Genomic DNA, 21,337 nt, shown 5'->3' on the forward strand with positions numbered 1-21,337 from the left:
GCACTGGCTAGAATCAAGCCATTAGCCGCAGGAGTGGAATGCCCAAGACCGCCGATACCGACCCCCGTCTGCTGGAGACGGAGCCCGAAGATTTCCGGGTGCGAACCGCCCGAGAGAAGCGGGAGAAGATGCGTCGCCGTTTGCTGGACGCCACCTTGCACGTCTGCTCGCGTGAGACCTACCGCAAACCGGCCATGATTGACGATGTGCTGGCAGCGGCCGAAGTCTCGCGTGGCACCTTCTACAACTACTTCACCTCGCTCGAAGAAGCTATTGACGAGCTGGGCCGCGAGCTGATGCTGGAGATGGTGGCCAACGTGGCCGAGGTGCTGCAGCGTTTGCCGCAGCCCGCGCAGCGGGCGGTGGCCGGGCCGCTGATGTATCTGGTGCGGGCCGCGCAAGACCCGCAGTGGGGCTTGTTTGTGCTGCGCTTCGACCATCTGAGCGAACTCAATTCCAAAAGCCTGATCCGCCACGCCGTGGCGCGCGATCTGCTGGTGGCGCAAAAAGCCGGCGTGCTGGACTTCCCGCTGCTGGAGCCGGCCCTGGATCTGCTGGTGGGCTCTTGCCGCCAGGCGGTGCTGCGCTTTGTATCCGGCGGCCGCCGGGACGACGATTACATCCGGGGCCTGCTGGTCATGAACATGGTTGCCTTGGGCATGAGCAAGCGCAGCGCGCAAAGCGCGGTCAAGAGTACTTGGGAGCAGGTGAGTGCGATGTCTGGCGTGGGCACGCCAGGCCAGCAATAAAAAGAGGAATTTGAACGTCAGGCGCCGTAGCTAATCTGGTCGATTGGGGCTGCGGGAAAGGCGGTCAAGTGGCGCAATTCTCGCAGGCTGTTGGCTGTTCCCCGAACCCTGCTTCCATCGACCCCGAAAGATTCGCTTTGCGAAGCTTTCGGGGTCGATGGACCGGGCACGTTTCTTTGCTGACTTTCTTGCCGTGTAGCAAGAAAGTCAGTCGCCTGCCGGGGCGAGACCCGGCCAGCTGCAGCAAGCAAAAAGCCTAATGCCAGTTAGAAAACCAGCCTGCAAACAACGCGCAGCTGAGGCGCGCGCACGCTGCGTCATAAAAAAAGCGCCACGGGCTTGAGCCGGTGGCGCTTTGCTGGCACTGACCGCAGCCGGCTGTATCAAACCGCCATCGGCGCCGTCAGCGGTGCGTGGTGCTGGTAGCCTTCCAGCGAGAAGTCGGAAGGCTCCACCTTTTCCAGCCACTCGGGTTCGTACTTGCCGGTTTCGGCATAGCTCGGAATGCGGTCGGACAGCACCAGCTTGGGAGCGGGGAAGGGCTCGCGCTTGAGCTGCTCTTGCACCATGGGCAGATGGTTTTCGTAGATGTGCGCGTCGCCGATGAAGTAGGTAAACCAGCGCGGCGTGTAGCCCGTCAGGCGACCCACCAGGTGCAGCAGCGCGGCGCCTTCGGTCAGGTTGAAGGGGGTGCCCAGGCCCACGTCGTTGCTGCGGATGTAGAGGCACAGCGAGATCTCGTGCGCCTCCTGGTTCACCAGAAACTGGTAGAGCAGGTGGCAAGGCGGCAGCGCCATTTCTTCGAGCTGCGCCCAGTTCCAGCCGTGGAACAGGATGCGGCGGCTGCCCGGGTCTTTCATGATGGTGTCCAGGCACTGGCGCAGCTGGTCGATGGCCTTGTACAGCACCACTTGGCGTGCGCCGCCTTCGTTGACCTCGCCAATCTGGTGGTAGCCCTTGGCCAGCGCGTCGGCAATCTGTGCCTCGCTTTGGGGCTGCGCCAGATCGATCAGTTTGTAGGCCGGCCATTGGCGCCATTGCACGCCGTAGACGGGGCCCAGATCATCCTCTTGCAGACGATAGGGGTTGGCCAGCCAAGCCTGGTTTTCGTTGGCGTTCTGGTCCCAGACCTTGCAGCCGAGCGCCCGGAAATCGGCGGCGCTGCGGCAGCCGCGCATAAAGCCGACGAGCTCGCCGATGGCGGATTTGAAGGCCAGTTTTTTCGTGGTGACGGCCGGAAAGCCTTGCTGCAAATCAAAGCGCAGCGTGGCGCCGGGCAGGCTCCGCGTGCGGATGCCGGTACGGTTGGTTTGCCAAGAGCCGTGGTCCAGAATGTCTTGTACGAGTTGCAGGTATTGCTTCATTTTTCTTCGCGTGTGCGGCACCACAGCCAGGGGCTGCCGGTGCCGGGCAGGATCAGGGAGCAGCGGGGCAGAGCCCGTGCGTACCAGGCGACTGTATTACGACTGGCGACTCCGTCTCGCTCATATGGGTTTGTCGATGCGCTCACCGCGTACGGTTACAGTCGCAACCAATCGTATGGCGTCACCGAACTGGTGTGCCCGCGCTGTTACCCTCGGGCACATAGCCTTGCCAGGGCGGCATCGTACCGGCCTTGGCTGATATTTTGATGGGTTTCCTGCGCTTGCCGGCTGGGCGCTGGGTATGAAGAAGGATGTGTTTATGTGGAAGATGGCGCGCAATTCCTGCCTGGCCTGGGCAGCGGCAGCAGCCTTGGCGCTGGCTGGCTGCCAGAGCAGTGGCACAGCTGCAGACCCGCAACTGGCCTGGAACCAGTTACAAGCCCAGGTGGGCCTGTACCAGAACCAGGCGCCGTTTTTGCAGCAAGGCCTGATGGCCGAGCGCATGCAGCATTTGCTGGGCACGCATTACGAGGCGTTTTTGCAAAACCTGCAGGTGGCTGGCCCGCTGCAAAAACAGGGCGCCGTGTACTACATCACCGGCAACCGCCAGCACGATGGCGGCAACAACGCCGCGGCGGTGGCCTTGGACGCGCAAAGCAACAAGATGCGCATCTGGTGGCTGCAGGACGGCCAGCCACGCGTGGTGCAAGAGGCGGGCACAGCTTTTCGCTGGCCCCAAGAGGTGAACACCCTGATCAACAACGCGGTGGGCGCACCCGCGCAGTAATTGCAGCTCAGGCCGACTGGCGCGCCAGCATGCAGTTGGGGTTCATGATGCCTTGCGGATCGAGCGCTTTTTTCACGGCGCGCATCATACCCAGGGCCACGGGCGATTGGTAATCGGGCAGGGTGTCAGCCTTGAGCGAGCCAATGCCGTGCTCGGCCGAGATGGAGCCGCCAAACTCGGCCACCGCGTCGTAGACGATGTGGTTGATTTCGTGCTCGCGCTCGTTCAAGAACAGCTTGGCGTCCACGCCTTCGGGCGCTTGCACGTTGAAGTGCAGGTTGCCGTCGCCCAGGTGGCCAAAGTTCACCAGGCGCATGCCCGGCACTTTTTGCTGCAGCACGGCGGTGGCGTGTTCCACGAACGCAGGGATGCGCGAGATCGGCACCGAGATGTCGTGCTTGATGTTCAGGCCTTCTTCCACCTGCGCCAGCGGAATGCTCTCGCGGATGTGCCACAGGTTGTGCGCCTGGCTCAGGTTCTCGGCCACCACGGCGTCGAGCACAATTTCTTGCTCGAAAGCCGCTTCCATCAGCGCCTCAAAACGGGCGCGTGCATGTTCTTCGGATTCGCTGTCGGAGTTCTCCAGCACCACGGCATACGGAAAATCGGGGTTGTCGATAAAGGGCACGCGCAGCTGCGGCATGTGCTTGTCGACCAGGCTGAGCGCAAAGCGGTTCATCACCTCAAAGCCGGTGAGGCCGGCGCCCAGGTACTGGTGTGCCAGGCCCAGCAATTGCACGGCCGCCTCGAAAGACGGCAGCGCCGCCCAGGCGGTGAGCTGGCTCGCCGGCATGGGGTAGATCTTCATCGTGGCGCCAGTGATCACGCCCAGCGTGCCTTCGCTGCCGATGAAGAGGTTGCGCAGGTCGTAGCCGGTGTTGTCTTTGCGCAGGCCTTTCAAGCCGTTCCAGATTTCGCCTTGCGCGTTCACCACTTCCAGGCCCAGGCACAGCTCGCGGGTATTGCCGTAGCGCACCACCTGCGTGCCGCCCGCATTGGTGCCGAGGTTGCCGCCAATCGTGCAACTGCCTTCGGCCGCCAGCGACAGCGGGAACAGAAAGCCTTCCTTTTCGCAGCGCTCTTGCAGGCTTTGCAGAATGCAGCCGGCGTCGACGGTGATGGTCAGGTTGTCTTTGTCGAGCGCGCGCACCTGGTTCATGCGGCCCAGGTTGAGCACTACTTGGGTGCCCGATTCATCAGGCGTAGAGCCCACCACCAAACCGGTGTTGCCGCCTTGCGGCACGATGGCCGTGCCGTTGGCCGCGCAGGCTTTCACCACGGCAGCCACTTCGGCGGTGCTGGCCGGGCGCACCACGGCCAGCGATTTGCCGTGTACGCGGCGGCGCCAGTCTTGTTCGTAGGCGCTCAAGTCGCCGTCGGTCAGCACATGGGTCGGTCCCACAATTTCGCGCAGGGTGGCAAGCAGATCGGTCATTGGTAATGTCTCGGATAACAAGCGGTAAAACGGGAGTCAGGGCGCCGTGCGCAACGCGCGTTGGCGGCCTTTCACATGCAGGGCGCAGGCGGCAAACAGCAGCAGGCACAGCGCCACTTCGGCCAGCGCCAGCCAGCGGCTGGGCGCCGGGTCGCCCCAGGCGCGCACCACGCCTTCGATAAAGTACAACCATACCAGCAGGCTGACCCAGCGGTAGGTGTACATGCGGTGTTTGAGCAGGCCGGCCAGCGGTATACACAGCGGCAGCGCCTTGAGCGCCAGCCACGAGCCGCCGGGCCGCAGCGGCGCCAGCCACAGCTCCCAGGCCAGCGACAGCAGCACCAGGCCCAGCAGCGCCGCTACGGCGAGCGTGCGCGAGAGCCGCGCCACGCCCGAAGCGGGCGGGGTTACCAATTCAGGCAGATTCGATGATGCAGGTGCCATGGTGTGCGGTGTGAAACTGGCATCATATCGGCATGTACGGCAGTGATGAGAAAAATACGCGCACAGCGGCTGCGCCCTTGCCCGCGGCACGCACCGAGGGCTGGTGGCAGACGCTGGCAGATTTCCCGTGGCGCAACACGGTCAACACCTTGCGCACGCGCTTTGGCGAAGACCGCCTGGGCCTGACCGCCGCCAGCCTGACTTTCACCACCATGCTCGCGCTGGTGCCGTTTGTCACGGTGGCGCTGGCTTTGTTTACCGCGTTCCCGATGTTCTCGCAGATGGAGGCGCAGCTGCAGCGCTGGCTGGTGGAGAGTTTGATCCCCAGCAGCATTGCCAGTCAGGTGCTGGGCTACATCACGCAGTTCGCCAGCAAGGCAAGCCGCCTGGGCTTGGCAGGCTTGAGCTTTTTGCTGGTGACGGCGCTGGCCCTGATCTTGACGATGGACCGCACACTCAACAACATCTGGCGCGTGCGCGAGCTGCGCCCGCTGGGCCAGCGGGTGCTGATTTACTGGACCGCCATGACGCTCGGGCCGTTGCTGCTGGGCGCCAGTCTGGCACTCACCTCATCGGTGGTGGCTGCTTCGCGCAGCGCCATGGGCGAGGTGCCGTATCTGATTCGGCTGGCTTTTGATTCGCTGGAGTTTGTGTTGCTGGGCGCGGGCGTTACCGCCATGTTTCGCTATGTGCCCAACACCTTTGTGCGCTGGCGCGATGCTTTGGCAGGCGGCATTTTTGTGGCGCTGGGCATGGAAGTGGCCAAGAAAGTGCTGGCGCTGTACCTGGTGGCTGTGCCCACGTATTCCAATATCTACGGCACCTTCGCCACGTTGCCGATTTTGCTGATCTGGATTTATGTGGCCTGGGTGATCGTGCTGCTCGGCGCCGTGGTGGCCGCGTACCTGCCCAGTTTGCTGGCCGGCGTGGCGCGTTTGCCTACCGCGCAAAGCTGGGATTTTCAGCTGGCGCTGGAATGCCTGCACGCGCTCAACCCCATGCGCTACCAGCCCGAGAAAGGCTTGTATCTGCACCAACTGGCCGCGCGCATGCAGGTGGAAGACGTGCAGTTGCACCGCGCCTTAGAGGTGCTGGCCCAGCTCGATTGGGTGGGCGCTGTGGTTGATGTGGAAGGCCGCACGCCCGCGCATGGCGTCGATGGTGGTGGCCACGATCTGCGCTATGTGTTGCTAGTGGAGCCCGCTGCCACCAAGGCTCAGCCCTTGTTTGCTGCCTTGTTGCTGGACCATAACGCCGCCACCGAGCCTTTTTGGTGGCATTGCGGGCTGGACCAGATCATGCTGATCGATTTGCTGGAGCGCCGCGTATCGGCTGACGACACGCCGCCAGCGCAGCTGGAACAAGTGGCTTGACGTAGCGGCTGCCGCTTCAGGCGCGCAGCGATTGGGGGTAGCTGGCTTGCAGGCGCTGGCGGGCAAAATCCACCAGCTGGGCCGGGTAGTGCGGGTGCTGGCGGAAGGCGCCATCATCCAGCCCATACAACACCACCAGCGCGCCCACTTCCCAGGCGCAGCTGCAGTCTTGCGCAGCCGGATAGGCCTGCTGCAAATACTGTAAGAGCGGCCCAGCGGTGACATCGAGCTGCTCAAAGAACGGCGTCAGCGCCGCATAGGGCTCGGGGCGGAAGACTTGCTCTACCGCCTCGGATTTGTCGCAGGCGGCGGCGCTCAGGTAATCGAGCAGGCGGTCGCAGCGCTCGCCCAAGAGGCGCTGGGTAATGCCGGGAATCAGCTCCTGTCGCTCCAACAACACCGGCAGCGCTACCAGCAGCACGGCGGCAGAATAATCGGTGCCTGCCACTTCCAACAAGGCGGGCGGGGTGGCATCGGCATCGGCCGCCTGGCGCAGCGTTTGCGCGTATTCATTGCACCAGTGCAGCACATGGCCAAACAGGGTTTCCAGACCGGTGGGTGGCAAGCCGCGTTGGTAGGCCAGCTCCAGCAAGTGCACCGATTGGCGCGCAGCCTGCTGCCATTCTTGCCAGGCTTGGCGTTGTTGCTCGGGCGGCAGGTCGGGCACATCCAAGCCGTAGTATCCGTGGCTGGCAAATTCGTTGAGCTGGGCCAGTGCATCGGCCCAGGCTTCGCTCCAGCGCTCCACATCCATGGGCTGGGGCGGCGGCAAGGTGTGCCAGGCGAGGGCGTGGCAGTGTTGCAGCAGGTGGGGCAGGGCGGTCTCTTGCATGGCAGTCTCGGTGCGCAAACCCTGCGCATGGCAACGCGGCGTTTGACGTAGCCGATAGGCTAGCCGATTTAGAGGGCTTTGCAAGCCAAAACTCCAGGCGTCTTACCACTGCTTACGGCAGATACAGGTTGCCGATGCTGCTATCAAAATGTAAGTTTTTTGCCCGCCGGCCGGGCACGCTTCAAGCGGGCTCGGCGCGGCGCGCAAAGTCCACCAGATCGGCCGGGTAGTGCGGACTGCTGCGCAAAGCGCTGTCGTCCCAGCCGTAGAGCACGGCCAGAGCGCCCACCTCCAGCGCCCAATAGTGCGGGCCGCTCCAGGGGCCGCCCTTCTTTTGCTGCTTGGGTGAGACAGCGCTGAGATCACGATATTGGTTTTGCAGATAAGCATGCAAGGGCTCGGGCTCTGCTTGCAGCTGTTCAAAAAACGGTCGCAAGGCGCCAAACGGGCGCTTGTGCCAGAGCTCCTCGCTCACCTGTTGCAGCTCCAGCCCGCCAGCGCTGAGGTAGTCGAGCAACTGGTCGGTCTCAAAAGCCAGTACCTCTTGCACGATGGCTGGCACCTCGTCCGTAGCGTTCAGCAAGCTGGCCAGCGTGAGTAGCACGATGGCAAAGCGGTAGTCTTGCGTGCGTGTGGCCAGCGGCGCGCCCACGCCAAAATCTGCGCCCGTGGCTTCGCGCATGCTGGCGCGGGCATGGTCAGCTACGGCGGCAGCATCGCGCCACAGCGCGACGGTTTGCAGGTAGAGCGGGCGCAACTGCTCGCCGCTCAGGCCCAGATCGATGCCGCAGACCAGCAGCTGGCAAGCCGTTTGCCCGCTTTGCTGCCAGTGCCAATAGTTTTCCAGCGCCGCATGGGCGGCGAGCGACGTGGCTTCGCGGTAGCGGTAGCTGCTGGCAAAGCGGCGCAGCTCGCCGAGCAGCGCTTTCCACTCCGCTCTTTTGCCTGCCAGATTCAGCTTGCGGCGCGGTTGCAGGCTGGCGAGCGGAATCTGCGCTGCGGCAGCGCAGGCCGCAGCCAGATCGCCGTGGTGCGAAAAAGCGGTGCGCAGCATCTGTTCGCTGTGCCAGGCCGCCCGTATTAAGCCGCCAGAAAATCGCGGATCGCGAACAGGGTTTCGTCCGGCGATTCGGTCATCTGGTTGTGGCCGTTGGGAATGGTTTGCAGCTTGACGCTCTTGCCCGCAGCCTTGGCCGCTTCGACCAGGCTTTTGGCTGCCTTGGGCGGCGTCATCTGGTCTTGCTCGCCCAGAACGAACAGCACCGGGCATTGCAAGGCGGCCATGGCGGCCTCGCCGCCGCTGTAGCTGTCGCAGGCGACAAAGCCGGTGTGCAGCAAATTGGTTTGGCTGTTGCTGGCGAGCACACGCTTGCCCAACGCCGTACCAGCGCCAAACACCCAGCTGCCCGCGCCGTTGGGCGGTGCCAGCGTGGCGCGCGAGAAAGTCTGCACCATGTGGATGGCTTTGTCTGGCGCGTTTACCGCCAGGTCCAGCAATACGGGCGATACCTTCATGGGCGCTGCCGTGCCCACCAGTACCAAGTGGCTGATGCGGGCACCCAGCTGTGCGGCGGCTTGCATGGCAATCAGGCTGCCCCAGCTGTGGCCGATGAGGGCGGCCTTTTGCAGGCCGGCAGCATCGAGCAGCTGGCCGATAAAGCTGGCCGCCGCTTCCACGCTGGCCGGTGCTTCGCCGCCGCTTTTGCAGTGGCCGGGCAGATCGATGGCCAGCACGTTCCAGCCGTGGTTGGCCATGTAGCGGCTTTGCAGCGCCCAGACGCTGTGGTCGCACAGCACACCGTGGATGAAGAGGGCGGTCGGCTTGTTGGCGTCAAATGCCTTGCCGCCGGTGTAGGCGTAAATATCGGCGCCTTGAACTTGGATTCGCATAGTTGTCTCCGAATGGGGGCGCGGCCTAAATATCCGCAATCAGGCGTTTGCCCATGGACACGGTCTTGTCATCGGCGTAGCCCAGGCTTTCGTAGAAGGCGATCACCGCCTCGTTGCCGGCGCGTACCTGCAAGTTGAGCTTGGGGCAGCCGCGCTCGGTCAGCAGTTGCTCGGCCAGCTGCATCAAATGGCGCGCATGGCCTTGGCGCTGCTGGCTGGGGTGCACGGCCAGGTAGTTGATCCAGCCGCGATGGCCTTCGTAGCCCACCATGACCGAGGCGATGAGCTGGCCGCTCGCATCGCAGCCCACCAAAAACAGCTCGGGCGCAACGCTGAGCTTGCGCGCAATGTCTTTGTGCGGGTCGTTCCAGGGGCGCACCAGGCCGCAGTCATGCCAGAGCTGGATGACGGCTTCCGTGTCTGCCGGGGCGAACGGGCGCACTTGCATCAGGCGGCCTTTTCAGCTGCTTTGAGCGCGCGCTTCAAATCGTCGATCAGGTCGTCGGCATCTTCCAGACCGATCGACAAACGGATCGTGCCCTGGCCAATGCCGGCCTGCGCCAGCGCCTCGTCCGTCATGCGGAAGTGCGTGGTGCTGGCCGGGTGGATCACCAGCGAGCGGCAGTCGCCCACATTGGCCAGGTGGCTGAAGACCTTGAGCGTTTCGATGAACTTCTTGCCCTGGTTGCGGTTGCCGGCAATGTCGAAACTGAAGACCGAGCCCGCGCCACGCGGCAGCAGCTTTTTGGCCAACGCATAAGAGGAATGCGTCTCCAGCATCGGGTGGCCCACGCGGCTGACCAGCGGGTGGCTGGCCAGGAACTGCACCACTTTCTCGGTGTTGCGCATATGGCGCTCCATGCGCAGCGGCAGGGTTTCGATGCCTTGCAGAATCAGCCAGGCGCTGTGCGGGCTCATGCAGGCGCCAAAATCGCGCAGGCCTTCGCGGCGGGCGCGCAGCAGGAAGGCACCGGTGGTGCTCTCTTCGCTGAACACCATGTTGTGAAAGCCGTCGTACGGTTGGGTCAGCTCGGGAAATTTGCCGGATTTCTCCCAGTCGAAACTGCCGCCATCGACGACGATGCCGCCGATCACCGTGCCGTGGCCGGAGAGAAACTTGGTGGCCGAGTGGTAGACGATGTCTGCGCCATGCTCAAACGGCTTGATGAGCCAGGGCGAGGTGAGCGTGGAATCGACCAGCAGCGGCACGCCGGCTTCGTGGGCGATGGCCGAGACGGTGGGAATATCCAACACGTCCAGGCCGGGGTTGCCCACGGTTTCGCCAAAGAACAGCTTGGTATTGGGGCGCACGGCGGCTTTCCAGCCGTCAATGTCGCCAGGTTTGACGAAGGTGGTCTCAATGCCAAAGCGCGCCAGCGTGTAGTGCAACAGGTTCTGGCTGCCGCCGTACAGCGCCGTGCTGGCGACGATGTGGCTGCCCGCGCCCATCAGCGTGGCAACCGACAGATGCAGCGCTGCCTGGCCGCTGGCCACGGCGATAGCGCCTACGCCGCCTTCCAGCGCCGATACGCGTTGCTCCAGCACCGCGTTCGTCGGGTTGCTGATGCGGCTGTAAACGTGGCCGGGCCGCTCCAGGTTGAACAGGCTCGCCGCGTGGTCGCTGGATTCGAAGACGAAGGAAGTCGTCAAATGGATGGGCACGGCCCGGGCGCCGGTGGCTGGGTCGGGTTGTGCGCCCGCGTGCAGGCTCAGGGTGTCAAAACCGGGGTCGGAATAGCCGGGCATGGCAGATCTCCATCAGATTGTCATTCTGGGAGCGCATTGTCGGCTATATTTAGCAAACCCTTGCTGGCCGGGCTGTCGCGCAGGTATTGCGCCCGTCTGCCGCCAGCCAGGACATGCCTCCGCCGGGGGATTTTGAAGGAGACAAGCATGAAAGTCAGCGACATCCTGCGCCTCAAAGGCAATACCTTGTACACCGCCAGCGTGAACGATCCGCTGAGTGACGCCATCCAGACCATGGCCGAGAAAGACATCGGCTCTCTGGTGGTGATGGAGCACGGCGACGTGGTGGGCATGCTGACTTTCCGCGAAGTGATCGTGGCCATCGTCAACAACGGCGGCACTGCCGGCAGCACCCTGGTGCGCAGCGTGATGGACGACGCACCGCTCACCTGCACCATGGAAACCGACATGGACGAGGTGCGCCGCATGATGCTGGACCGCCACGCCCGCTACATGCCGGTGATGGACAAGAAAATGCTGATGGGCGTGATCAGCTTCTACGATGTGGCCAAGGCCGTGGTCGACAGCCAGAACTTCGAGAACAAGATGCTCAAGGCCTATATCCGCGACTGGCCGGTAGAAAACGACGAATAACGCCGGGGGGCGGGGCGCCTCCACAATTTCTCCAAACAAGCTCGATACGGCCACAAGATTGGGCGCAGACACTGGAGAGGCTTAATTTTGGAGCCTTTCCGCTGTGACTATCAATACCGCTCAACTCTTGGCCGATGAAGCCAAATACTGTTCGTTTGGCGACACCGTCCACTACGTCAATCCCCCCAAGATCTTCACCGGCTGCGATGGCAGCTACATGGTTGACGATGCTGGCACGCCGTATCTCGATTTGCAGATGTGGTACTCGGCGGTCAACTTTGGCTACAAGAACAAGCGTCTTGAAGAGAAGATGATCGAGCAACTCAAGGAGTTGCCGCAGGTGGCCAGCCAGTATCTGCACCCCACCAAGATCGAGTTGGCCAAGTTCATCGCGCAGGACGCCGAGAAGAAATGGGGCAAGCAAGGCCGCGTGCACTTCAACGTGGGTGGCGCGCAGGCGATTGAGGATTCGCTCAAGGTCGTGCGCAACGCGAGCAATGGCAAGAGCCTGATGTTCGCCTTTGAAGGCGGTTATCACGGCCGTACGCTGGGTGCTTCGTCGATCACGTCGAGCTACCGTTATCGCCGCCGCTACGGCCACTTTGGCGAGCGCGCGCAGTTCATTCCGTTCCCTTACCCGTTCCGTCGGCCCAAGGGCATGACGGCTGAAGAGTATTCCGAGCAGATCGTGCGCGACTTTGCGCGCAAGTTCGAGAACGAATACCACGCGGTGTGGGACCCCAAGACCAACCAGTGCGAATACGCGGCCTTCTATGTGGAGCCGATTCAGGGCACGGGCGGCTACGTGGTGCCTCCGGCGAACTTCTTCAAAGGCTTGAAGAAGGTGCTCGACGATCACGGCGTGCTGATGGTGGTCGATGAAATTCAGATGGGTTTCTGGCGCACCGGCACGTTGTGGTCGGTAGAAAACTTTGGCATCACGCCGGATGTGCTGGTGTTTGCCAAGGCACTGACCAATGGCCTGAATGCGCTCTCCGGCCTGTGGGCGCGTGAAGAACTCATCAACCCCACCGTGTTCCCTCCTGGATCGACACACTCCACCTTCGCCTCCAATCCATTGGGCACAGCGCTGGGGCTGGAAGTGATGAAGATGACGCACGAAGTGGACTTTGGCAAGCAGGTGCGCGAATCGGGTGCCTACTTCCTCGAAGGCCTGAAGGAGCTGCAAAAGCGCCACAAGGAAATCGGCGATGTGGACGGCCTCGGCCTCGCGCTGCGCGCCGAAATCTGCACCGAAGACGGCTTCACACCCAACAAGGCGCTGCTCGACAAGATGGTCGATATCGGTCTGGAAGGCGGCCTGGAATACCAAGGCCAGAAGCGCGGCCTGGTGCTGGACGTGGGTGGCTACTACAAGAACGTGATCACGTTTGCGCCTTCTCTGATGATTACGCGTGCTGAGATTGATGAGGCGATGGTGTTGCTCGACCAGTTGCTCACCAAAGCTAAAAAGTAAGCACTGAGGACTTGCGCCCTCACCCCCAAGGGGGCGAGGGCGTTAAATGCCAAGAATCGAGTTGAATTCCACGCTCTACCGTAACCAGTTGGAGCCTTCGGCGCTGATCGGGCAATTTGCCGCGCATCCGCCCGAGGGCTTTGCCGTGCTTGCCGATGGGCCGGCACCTGCATTCACCGCGCCGTTTGATCTGCTGACCACGGCGGATGCCGAACTCAAAGCCAAACTGCAGAAGCTGCCGGGCGGTGGCTGGTTGGCGTCGCATCTCAAGCTCAGGACCGACTTTGTGGGCACCACGTTGACCGAATACGCGCCCCTGCCGCTGGGCATCGATGCGTCCACGCTGGCAGCGCAATGGCGTGCGAAGTCTGGCGTGCGCATGCTCACCATCGTGAAGGATCTACCGCAAGCCTCGCCATTGCTCAGCGATGAAGACAACGCGTATTCCGCCGAGTTGATGCAGCAGTTGGCCAAGGCGGGCTTCATCCTCGTGGAAGGTCAAGCACTGGCCTATGTGCCAGTTGATTTCAGCAGCATCGACGAGTACCTTTCACGCCTGTCCAAAAGCCGCCGCCAGAACCTGAAGCGCAAGCTCAAGAGCCGCGCCGATTTGCAGGTGACGCGGATTCCAACCGGCGAAGCTTTCGCCAGCGATGAACGCGTGGATGGGTATTACGCGCTGTTCGATGCGGTGTATGCGCAAAGCGAAATTCACTTCGACAAACTCACGCGCGCGTTCTTTGCCGCTGTATTGCGCGATGCATCCAACAACGGCATCGTCTTTGAATACCGAAGCGCAGAAGACCACGCACTGCTCGGTTGGAATCTCTGCTTCGAGCACGATGGCAGGCTGATCGACAAGTACATCGGCCTGTCCTACCCGCGCGCACGCGAGGCCAACCTGTATTTTGTGAGCTGGATGGTGAATCTAGAGTACGCCATCGAGCGCGGCCTCACGCATTACATTGCCGGTTGGACAGACCCGGACGTGAAGGCCCAGCTCGGCGCAAAATTCACGTTCACGCAGCATGCGGTGTTCATCCGCAATTCGCTGCTGCGGGCACTGGGCCGCAAGTTTGCCGGCCACTTTGAGAGTGACCGCCAGTGGCGCGAGGAGCAAGCGACATGAAGCCGCTCATTCTGGATGTCGACAATTCGGTTGGCGTGCTCGCTGGCGAGGTGCGGCTGCCGTTGCAGGATTGGCAGGAAGCGATCCGTTTTGGCTGCACGCTCAAGCGCTATGCCGCATTTCGCGCTTCGGTTGAAAAGCAGCTGCCCCAGGACTACGGCACGGCGTTCATGGGCAGCGGGGATTTCCATCACCTGAGCTGGCTGCTGATCGAGCGCTGCATTGCGCAACAAGGTTTCAGCGCAGCCAGACCGCTGCGCGTAGTGGTGCTCGACAACCATCCCGACAACATGCTGTTCCCCTGGGGCGTGCACTGCGGCTCGTGGGTGAAGCGTGTGGCGATGCACCCGGCCGTATCGCATGTGCATGTGGCGGGTATCACATCTCAAGACATTGGCGCCGCTCACGCGTGGGAAAACCAGCTTGCACCGCTGCGCGCGGGCAAGCTCACGTACTGGAGTTGTGGCGTTGATACCAGTTGGGCTGCGCGCAAAGGTTTGGGCCAGGCGTTGCGCAGCTTTGACGACCTTGAAGCGCTCACGCAAGCGCTGTCGCGCACATTGAGCGGAGCGCCGCAGCCCACGTATCTCAGCATTGACAAGGATGTGTTCGCGACCGATGTGGTGCAAACCAATTGGGACCAAGGGCAGATGCGTGAAGAGCAGGCTGCGCAGATCATCCAGGTCTTGACGGGGCAGATGGCAGGCAGCGACATCACCGGCGACATTTCATCCTGGCGCTATGCCACGTGGTGGAAGCGCCTGCTGAGCGCTGGCGATGGGCAAGACATACAGATCGATGCGGCTGCCCTTGCAGTGGCTCAAGCCGGTCAAAACGATTTCAACGAACGCCTGCTGGCGCGCCTGGAGCGCTGTCACAGGGCGCCGCTGCTATCGCCCCACTGAATTTACACAGAGAGTCTTCATATGTTCGATCCCTTGGTCACCAAAATGCTGCAACGTGCCTTCGCGCCACTGGTGAAAACGGGGCAGCTTGACGTGGTGCTTCCATGGGGCAAGATGCTGTCGTTTGGTGATGGCGGCCAGCCTCAGGCGCGCATCCGGTTCACCGACCGACGTGCCGTCTTCCACCTGCTGCGTGACCCGGATCTGAACTTCGGCGAGATGTTCATGCAAGAGCGTCTGGTGGTAGACCAAGGCTCCGTCTACGACGTGCTGGAGTTGGTGCTGCGTCACGCCAAGCAGGTCCCTGACAGCAAGGCGGTACAGATTCTCGATGCATGGCGTATGAAGCTGCGGCCCGTTCTACAGAACAATATGCGCAGCAAATCACGGGCCAATGTCGCGCATCACTACGATCTGGATGACCGCCTGTATGCGCTGTTTCTGGACGATGATCGCCAATACTCCTGCGCGTATTTCGAGCAAGGCGACGAGGACCTCGAGACGGCGCAACTCGCCAAGAAGCGCCACATCGCAGCCAAACTACTGGTGGAGCCGGGGCACCGCGTGCTCGACATTGGCTGCGGCTGGGGCGGTATGGCACGCTATCTGGCGGAAGTCGCTCAGGCGGGCCACGTGAAAGGCGTGACCCTGTCCAAGGAGCAGTTGGAAGTGGCCACCCAGCGGGCCGCCGAAACCGGGGTGCCTGAACGTCTGGAATACAAGCTCGAAGACTACCGCGACACCCAAGGCCCGTTTGAGCGCATCGTCTCCGTGGGCATGTTCGAGCATGTGGGAACGCGTTATCACGACGCCTTCTTCAAGCAATGCCACCACTTGCTCAGCGATGACGGCGTGATGCTGCTGCACTTCATTGGCAATCTCGAAACCCCGGACTTCAACAATCCCTGGATCGAGCGCTACATCTTTCCCGGCGGGCATATTCCGGCGATGTCGGAGTTCACTGCGGCGATTGAACGGTCTGGCTTGATCATGACCGACATCGAAGTACTGCGCCTGCACTACGCACGCACACTGCGACTGTGGCGTGAGCGCTTTCTGGCGCGGCGCGATGAGGCCAAGGCGCTTTATGACGAGCGCTTTTGCAAGATGTGGGAGTTCTATCTATCGATGTCGGAGACCGCCTTCCGCTATCAGGACATTGCGATCTTCCAGATTCAATTGGCCCGCAAGCAGGAGTCCGTTCCGCTTACGCGTGACTACATTGGCCCGCGCCGTGAAACGCTCAAGGCGCGCGAGAGACTGTCTCCGCGATATGCGCACAGAGTTGATCAAACAGCGCATCTGTGAGCCATTCGCTGTTGCTCACCGAGACCAGGCGCTGCGCCCAATCGCGCGCCACCATCACGCTGCCCTGCACGCCGCTGCCAAGCAATGGCGCGTAGCGCACGTAGTCCGAGACGATATTCACGAATGGCAGCGACAGCCCCCAGCCCGAAGCCCAGTGCGCACGCATCAACGCATCGCGTGATGCACGATTTGGCATGCGCAGCAGCATCACCGGCCAGGTACCTTGCGCACCAGGCGCCATATCACGCACCACTTCGACTCCGGGAATGGACGCCAGCCGTGCGATTCGTTGCTCGGCACGCACCTGTGCAGATTGCAAATGCGCGCTCAAGCGCTTCAATCCACGCACGCCCACACGGCTGCGCCAGCGGCCCAGCGTGTGCTGCGGGATGAACGCATCAAAGTCGTCGCACGCTGCGGCAATCCAGTCGTCTTCTGCCAAACTCTTGCGCAATGGCGCGCCATACGCCCAGTCCAACGTTGACGGGCGATAGACGGCGGCATAGCCCAGCAGTTCGGCGCTGCGCAGCAGCTCCCAACCCAGGCTGGAGCCGATGGTTCTGTCATGCGTGTCTTGCAAACGACCGAACAGCTCCGGATCGCGCGCGATGAGCACGCCGCCTTCATAGGTGGTGAGTCCCTTGCCGACCGCCAGACTGAAGAGGCCAATGTCACCTTGCAGCCCCACGCTTTCACCATTCACGCGCGCGCCCAAGGCTTGTGCTGCATCTTCAATCACATAGGCACCCACCATGCGCGCAAAATGCTTGGCAACGCGCACATCGGCCACACGCCCGCCCAGATGCGTGGGGACGATGGCCAGCGTTTTTTCGCTGCACAGCGCGCGCAGCATTTCCTCATCCAAGTCGAGCGCGTCACGGCTCAGGTCGCACAAGCGTGCCTGCAATCCGCACTGCGAGATCGCCATTGCCACCAACGGACAGGTGTAGGCCGGCATGATGACTTCATTGCGTCCGGGCGCGATCTTCTGGAGCGTGCGCAGCGCCACCATCAGGGCCGATGTGCCCGAGCATTCCAACTGCACCTCGGGCACATTGAGCCACGCGGCCAACGCGTCGTCGAAGTTGGCATCGCCCCAAGGCATCAGGTCGCCCAAGCGCAGGGGCAATCCGGCAGTGGGAGGAACGGTGACTCGCGTGGCTGGCATTCACGCATTGTCTACGATGCGTGCGGCGCTTGCCGTGCCGCTTTGGTGTCCATCGTCCGGATCTTCGGTCTCGCTCAACGCCAGGCAGATGATGCCCGCGATGATGAACAAACACCCCACGATCTGCGACCAACCAATCTCTTCATTGAACAGGTAATGCGAGAGCGCCAGCACCGAGATGATCTCCAGATGAGACGCCGCAAACGCGGGCCCGATGGGCGCGCGCTTGAGCAGACTCATCCATGTGAAGAACGCGCCAATGTAGCCAACGAATGCGCCGTAGATCCACGGCTCCCCGAACACGCGCATCAACCACGCGGGTGACATCTCCAGTGGCAGCGCTGCATTGCCTGCTTGCTTGAAGCTTAGCTGCGCCAGCGTGTCGAACGCCATCAGCACCAGAAAGCCGATGAAATAAAACCGTTTCATCCCGCCAACCCCACAATGGCCACACCAATCGACACCAGCACAATGCCCGCCACGCGCAGCGGCGCGAGCCGTTCCTTGAACAGAATGCGCCCGGCAATCATGATGGCCACAATGTTGATGGAGCCCAGCAGCACACCATCAGACAGCGGCACGAGTGAAAGAAATGCCAGCCAGAAAACAAACTCGGCCACATAGCAGCCAATGCCGATCCATAACCACGGCTTGCTCGCCATGAAGCGCCAGCGGGCCAAGCCATCCAGCGCCAATGGCGGCTGACTGGCAGCAGCCTTGAACGCCAACTGACCGCCGCTATCCACCAATACATTGAGCACCCACAGCGTGATGACCAGCGGCGTCAGTTCACTGCCCATGCTGTGCGGCCTCTTGCCGGTTGGCCTGCGAGAGACGATTCAGAAAATCGTTGATCCGCGCAATTACCGTGCGGCGTTCGCGGTCGATGGTGATCATGTGATAGCAGTTGTCGAGCAGCACCAACTCTACCTTGGCATTGACCGCGCCACGCTGAATATCGTGTGCATTGGAGACGTTGGAAATATCGTCTTCGGTGGCATGAATCACGAGGCACGGCGCACGCAAATCCTTGAGATGCGACTGCACATGGGCCGACAAACGTCGCAACTCGATGACAGACCACCATGGGTTGCCCGGCAGACCCGCTGCTGCGCTGTTGCCGCTGTGCATTTGCTCGACGATGCGCGCACGCAAGGCTTCGTCCTTGATACCGTAGGGCGGCGCTTCCATGAAAACGCTCCTGCGGCCAATGCCGAGGCGACGAAACAGCGGCAGCAGAAATGCGAGCTTGGTGTAGCTGGGAATGCTCCAGCCGTCATAGCGAAACGTGGTAGAGAGTGCGCACACGCCCGCTACCTTGGCGGGCTGCCGCTCGGCAATGGCGAGCGACAGCAGAGCGCCCATCGACAAGCCACCGACCACCACCTGATCGACCACTTGCGAGAACCGCTCAAGCCCGGATTCAACACTCGCCAACCAGTCCTGCCAACGTGTCTTCACCAAGTCTTCCATGGTCCCGCAGTGCCCGGCCAACTGCACCGCATAGACCGTGAAGCCTTGGCGATTGAGCCCTTTGCCCAACACGCGCATCTCTGCGGGCGTACCGGTCAGGCCATGCACCAGCAACACACCGGTGCGGGCAGCCGGACCGAAGCCGGGCATCACAAACTCATTCTCGGTGAGGCACAGCGTCTGCAGCGCCTCCGCGTTCACGGCATTGGCCTGCTCGCTGCTCTGAACGGCGGCGAATCCATCAGCGACGTTCATGCGAGCACCTCCATTCCAAGCACGACCTTCTCCAGCAGCATGGTCGCTTGCGCAAAGGTTTCGAACGGTGCGTGCGAGATGCCATGCGCCTCGCAATGTGCGATGAGCTTGTACTTGGCAAGCACAAAATCGGCCTTGTGCGAAACGCAGAAGTCCGAGGTGCTGTCGCCCACATAAAGCACGCGGCCATGCATGCCTTGCTGCTCGGCCAGACGCTCACATTTGCAATTGCCACTGGCGCGGTGGCAGCGTGCACTCGCCCACGGCGATTCAAGATGCCAACTGCGCTCGCCCGTCTGCACGAGGCGATTGGCGATCACTTCAAGGTGCCCCAGACCGTGGCGGGCGAGCACATGGCGGATGGCGTAGTCGATGCCATCGCTCACCACCTGCACCTTGATGCCGTGGATGTGCGCCATGTCCACAAAGCCTGCGAATGAAGGATCGATCTCGATGGTGTCCAAGTGCGCGCGCAGCTCGTCTTCACTCATGTCGAGCAGCGCCACCTGGCCCTTCATGCATTCACGCGAGCCGATTTCGCCGCGCTCCCATTGGTCTTCCAGCTCCTGCCAGCCAGGCTGGCCAAAGCGGGTGAGCAGTGTGTCGGTGACGTCGAGCAAACTGATGGTGCCGTCAAAGTCGGATTGCACCGTCCAGCCCATGGTGACGGGCCGCAGATCAATGATTCGTTTATTCATGGAAGCTCACCCTTACGTTTTGCCCCACACGTGCATGAATGGGCGGGTTATCGAACTCCAGCACGCATTCAATGACGCGGATCGGCCCGCGCTGCGTGTCATCTTGCAAGCGCGCTGCGCCAAACATTGGGCTGATGCGCAGCACCTTGGCCGCGGGCAGGGCGGCGCTGCTGCTGCCAGCTTCGCCATCAAAGACGACCGATGCGCGCATGCCTTCGCGCACCGCGTTGGCAAAGCTCTCGTTGAGTTCGGCGCGCACGATCAGTGGCCGCTGCGGCAGCAGCGAAACAGCTGTTTGCTGCGGCCCGGCCTGGCCGCCCACATGTGCCTTGATGTGCACGACGGTGGCCGCCTCGGGCGCCTGCAGCTGGAAGCGCTTTTGCTGCCTGCGCAGCTGCTCCACTTTGGCCTGCGCCACCTTCACTTCGGCGGCCGCTATATCGCGTTCCGATTGCGCATCGCGCAACTGCTGGGCGGCTTCGCTCACATGGTTTGCATCGGCTGCGCCTTCGCGGGCGGCGGTTTGCCAGCGTTTGAGCGCAGCTGCCAGTGGCGGGAGGCGGGCAGATTTGGCTTTTTCGCGCGTTTGGGCCAGGCGCCATTCGGATTCGGCTACGCCCAGATCGGCGCGCGAAGCATCGTCGGCCATACGCAGCAGCAACTGGCCCGCCTGTACCCGCTGGCCTTCTTTGAGCGGCAGCTGTTGCACCGTGCCTTCGATGGCTGGCGCCAGCTCCAGCAGCCCGCCTTCGACATCGATTTTGCCGCGGGCCACTGCCACGGAGCCCGCTGCCCCAGGCGGCCCGGCGGCCCGGGCGGTGGCTGTTGGCAGTTCACTGGCCGAGGGCGAGCAGCCGCCCAGCAGGGGCGCTGCCAGTGCGGCAAATGCCAGCGTGGTGATCAAAGGGCGCACAAGGCGCGGAGAGTGTGTCATGGGGTGCTTTCTGGGTCGTCCAAGGCGGCGGCTTGGCGCCAGTCGCTTCGGATGCTGCCGTCTTCCATGCCCAGCACGCGGTCGGCGTGGCGTATCAGGCGCGGATCGTGGCTGACGCACAGCACCGTGGTGCCGCGTGCACGGGCGGCGCGGTGCAAGATGTCGATCACGCGCTGGCCACTTTCGGCGTCGAGTGCGCTGGTAGGCTCGTCGGCAAACAGCAATTGAGGCTCTTTGGCCATGGCCCGGGCTATGGCCACGCGTTGCTTCTCGCCACCGGAGAGTTCGGCCGGCCGCATGCGCGTGCGGTGCGACAGGCCGACCTCGTCGAGCGCATCTTGCGCACGGCGCCTGGCTTCGGCCGCGCGCAAGCCCATATAGCCCAGCGGCAGCTGCACTTGCTCCAGCGCGGTGAGCGCGGGGAAGAGGTTGAAGCCCTGGAAGACAAAGCCGGTGTTGCGCAGGCGAAAGCGCTCCAACTCGCGCTCGCTCATGTGGGCGAGGTCCTGGCCCAGGGCATAGGCTTTGCCGCCGTCGGGCGAGAGCAGCCCCGAGAGCAGCGACAACAAGGTGCTTTTTCCGCAGCCCGAAGGCCCGGAGATCAGCGACAGCTCGTGCGGGTAGAGCGATACGTTCAGGCCCTGCAGCACATGCACCCGCACCACGCCCGAGAGGTAGGATTTTTTCAAATCGACGGCCTGCAGGCTGGCCTGGGCCGAAGCGGGCGCCGGGCTCGCACTGCTGGTGGGGGAGGGGTTGCGTGTCTGGATCATGCT

The 21,337-nt window shown here is 62.4% G+C and carries 23 protein-coding genes; 8 read left to right on the forward strand and 15 right to left on the reverse strand.

Features of this window, described 5'->3' with window-relative positions; all coding sequences use genetic code 11:
• Window positions 1-38: 38 nt before the first annotated feature.
• Window positions 39-749: a TetR/AcrR family transcriptional regulator gene (locus ACFIQF_RS14025; protein WP_393943757.1), complete on the forward strand. Its 711-nt coding sequence runs from the start codon at window positions 39-41 to the stop codon at window positions 747-749.
• 383 nt (window positions 750-1,132) lie between these two features.
• Here the strand turns inward: ACFIQF_RS14025 and ACFIQF_RS14030 are convergent, their stop codons facing one another.
• Complete coding sequence (locus ACFIQF_RS14030; RefSeq protein ID WP_393943758.1) at window positions 1,133-2,113, reverse strand: thymidylate synthase; 981 nt, start codon at window positions 2,111-2,113, stop codon at window positions 1,133-1,135.
• 319 nt (window positions 2,114-2,432) lie between these two features.
• On the opposite strand from ACFIQF_RS14030, the gene ACFIQF_RS14035 reads away from it, so the two are divergent.
• Window positions 2,433-2,900, forward strand: coding sequence for an Ivy family c-type lysozyme inhibitor (locus tag ACFIQF_RS14035; RefSeq protein WP_393943760.1), 468 nt, complete (start codon window positions 2,433-2,435; stop codon window positions 2,898-2,900).
• Window positions 2,901-2,907: 7 nt separating this feature from the next.
• Here ACFIQF_RS14035 and ACFIQF_RS14040 read toward each other — a convergent pair whose 3' ends face one another.
• Both ACFIQF_RS14040 and ACFIQF_RS14045 read right to left on the reverse strand, forming a co-directional pair.
• Window positions 2,908-4,335 (reverse strand): FAD-binding oxidoreductase, encoded by a 1,428-nt coding sequence (locus ACFIQF_RS14040; protein WP_393943762.1) that lies wholly within the window; start codon window positions 4,333-4,335, stop codon window positions 2,908-2,910.
• Window positions 4,336-4,371: 36 nt separating this feature from the next.
• Entirely contained in the window at window positions 4,372-4,779 is a 408-nt protein-coding gene (locus tag ACFIQF_RS14045; protein WP_393943764.1) for a DUF2069 domain-containing protein, read from the reverse strand.
• Window positions 4,780-4,811: 32 nt separating this feature from the next.
• On the opposite strand from ACFIQF_RS14045, the gene ACFIQF_RS14050 reads away from it, so the two are divergent.
• On the forward strand, window positions 4,812-6,152 hold the full coding sequence (locus tag ACFIQF_RS14050; protein ID WP_393943765.1) for a YihY family inner membrane protein: 1,341 nt from the start codon (window positions 4,812-4,814) through the stop codon (window positions 6,150-6,152).
• A 16-nt stretch (window positions 6,153-6,168) separates the two neighbouring features.
• Here ACFIQF_RS14050 and ACFIQF_RS14055 read toward each other — a convergent pair whose 3' ends face one another.
• The 5 genes from ACFIQF_RS14055 to ACFIQF_RS14075 form a co-directional block, all read right to left on the reverse strand.
• Window positions 6,169-6,984, reverse strand: coding sequence for a PoNe immunity protein domain-containing protein (locus ACFIQF_RS14055; RefSeq protein WP_393943766.1), 816 nt, complete (start codon window positions 6,982-6,984; stop codon window positions 6,169-6,171).
• 181 nt (window positions 6,985-7,165) lie between these two features.
• The gene (locus ACFIQF_RS14060) at window positions 7,166-8,038 is read right to left on the reverse strand and encodes a PoNe immunity protein domain-containing protein (protein WP_393943767.1); all 873 of its coding nucleotides are present in this window, start codon (window positions 8,036-8,038) and stop codon (window positions 7,166-7,168) included.
• A gap of 26 nt (window positions 8,039-8,064) precedes the next feature.
• Window positions 8,065-8,874: an alpha/beta fold hydrolase gene (locus tag ACFIQF_RS14065; RefSeq protein WP_393943769.1), complete on the reverse strand. Its 810-nt coding sequence runs from the start codon at window positions 8,872-8,874 to the stop codon at window positions 8,065-8,067.
• Window positions 8,875-8,899: 25 nt separating this feature from the next.
• Window positions 8,900-9,322 carry a GNAT family acetyltransferase gene (locus tag ACFIQF_RS14070; RefSeq protein WP_393943771.1) on the reverse strand — a complete coding sequence of 141 codons (423 nt, stop codon included), beginning with the start codon at window positions 9,320-9,322 and terminating at the stop codon, window positions 8,900-8,902.
• Window positions 9,322-10,620 carry an O-acetylhomoserine aminocarboxypropyltransferase gene (locus tag ACFIQF_RS14075; protein WP_393943773.1) on the reverse strand — a complete coding sequence of 433 codons (1,299 nt, stop codon included), beginning with the start codon at window positions 10,618-10,620 and terminating at the stop codon, window positions 9,322-9,324. The genes ACFIQF_RS14070 and ACFIQF_RS14075 overlap by 1 nt, the downstream gene beginning before the upstream one ends.
• A 147-nt stretch (window positions 10,621-10,767) precedes the next feature.
• Between ACFIQF_RS14075 and ACFIQF_RS14080 the strand changes: the two genes are divergently transcribed.
• The 5 genes from ACFIQF_RS14080 (at window position 10,768) to ACFIQF_RS14100 (ending at window position 16,033) form a co-directional block, all read left to right on the forward strand.
• Window positions 10,768-11,214, forward strand: a complete 447-nt coding sequence (locus ACFIQF_RS14080) for a CBS domain-containing protein (RefSeq protein ID WP_393943774.1) — start codon at window positions 10,768-10,770, stop codon at window positions 11,212-11,214.
• Between the two features lie 103 nt (window positions 11,215-11,317).
• Entirely contained in the window at window positions 11,318-12,691 is a 1,374-nt protein-coding gene (locus tag ACFIQF_RS14085) for an aspartate aminotransferase family protein (protein WP_393943775.1), read from the forward strand.
• 61 nt (window positions 12,692-12,752) lie between these two features.
• Window positions 12,753-13,820, forward strand: coding sequence for a GNAT family N-acetyltransferase (locus ACFIQF_RS14090; RefSeq protein ID WP_393943777.1), 1,068 nt, complete (start codon window positions 12,753-12,755; stop codon window positions 13,818-13,820).
• The gene (locus tag ACFIQF_RS14095; RefSeq protein WP_393943779.1) at window positions 13,817-14,725 is read left to right on the forward strand and encodes an arginase family protein; all 909 of its coding nucleotides are present in this window, start codon (window positions 13,817-13,819) and stop codon (window positions 14,723-14,725) included. Before ACFIQF_RS14090 ends, ACFIQF_RS14095 begins: the two co-directional genes overlap by 4 nt.
• 21 nt (window positions 14,726-14,746) lie before the next feature.
• Entirely contained in the window at window positions 14,747-16,033 is a 1,287-nt protein-coding gene (locus ACFIQF_RS14100) for a class I SAM-dependent methyltransferase (RefSeq protein ID WP_393943781.1), read from the forward strand.
• Here the strand turns inward: ACFIQF_RS14100 and ACFIQF_RS14105 are convergent.
• Genes ACFIQF_RS14105 through ACFIQF_RS14135 form a run of 7 tightly spaced genes read right to left on the reverse strand, consistent with a single transcriptional unit; the run spans window position 15,969 to window position 21,334 of the window.
• On the reverse strand, window positions 15,969-17,201 hold the full coding sequence (locus ACFIQF_RS14105; protein ID WP_393943782.1) for a DegT/DnrJ/EryC1/StrS family aminotransferase: 1,233 nt from the start codon (window positions 17,199-17,201) through the stop codon (window positions 15,969-15,971). The genes ACFIQF_RS14100 and ACFIQF_RS14105 overlap by 65 nt on opposite strands.
• Window positions 17,202-17,630 carry a DMT family transporter gene (locus tag ACFIQF_RS14110; RefSeq protein WP_393943784.1) on the reverse strand — a complete coding sequence of 143 codons (429 nt, stop codon included), beginning with the start codon at window positions 17,628-17,630 and terminating at the stop codon, window positions 17,202-17,204.
• Window positions 17,627-18,001: a DMT family transporter gene (locus tag ACFIQF_RS14115; RefSeq protein WP_393943786.1), complete on the reverse strand. Its 375-nt coding sequence runs from the start codon at window positions 17,999-18,001 to the stop codon at window positions 17,627-17,629. Before ACFIQF_RS14115 ends, ACFIQF_RS14110 begins: the two co-directional genes overlap by 4 nt.
• The gene (locus tag ACFIQF_RS14120; RefSeq protein WP_393943787.1) at window positions 17,991-18,929 is read right to left on the reverse strand and encodes an alpha/beta hydrolase; all 939 of its coding nucleotides are present in this window, start codon (window positions 18,927-18,929) and stop codon (window positions 17,991-17,993) included. Before ACFIQF_RS14120 ends, ACFIQF_RS14115 begins: the two co-directional genes overlap by 11 nt.
• Window positions 18,926-19,627, reverse strand: coding sequence for an MtnX-like HAD-IB family phosphatase (locus tag ACFIQF_RS14125; protein WP_393943789.1), 702 nt, complete (start codon window positions 19,625-19,627; stop codon window positions 18,926-18,928). Before ACFIQF_RS14125 ends, ACFIQF_RS14120 begins: the two co-directional genes overlap by 4 nt.
• On the reverse strand, window positions 19,620-20,561 hold the full coding sequence (locus ACFIQF_RS14130) for an efflux RND transporter periplasmic adaptor subunit (RefSeq protein ID WP_393943791.1): 942 nt from the start codon (window positions 20,559-20,561) through the stop codon (window positions 19,620-19,622). The genes ACFIQF_RS14125 and ACFIQF_RS14130 overlap by 8 nt, the downstream gene beginning before the upstream one ends.
• Window positions 20,558-21,334: an ABC transporter ATP-binding protein gene (locus tag ACFIQF_RS14135; protein WP_393943792.1), complete on the reverse strand. Its 777-nt coding sequence runs from the start codon at window positions 21,332-21,334 to the stop codon at window positions 20,558-20,560. The genes ACFIQF_RS14130 and ACFIQF_RS14135 overlap by 4 nt, the downstream gene beginning before the upstream one ends.
• Window positions 21,335-21,337 lie beyond the last annotated feature (3 nt).

The organism is Comamonas trifloxystrobinivorans (genome assembly GCF_043359985.1).
GTDB lineage: Bacteria > Pseudomonadota > Gammaproteobacteria > Burkholderiales > Burkholderiaceae_C > Comamonas > Comamonas trifloxystrobinivorans.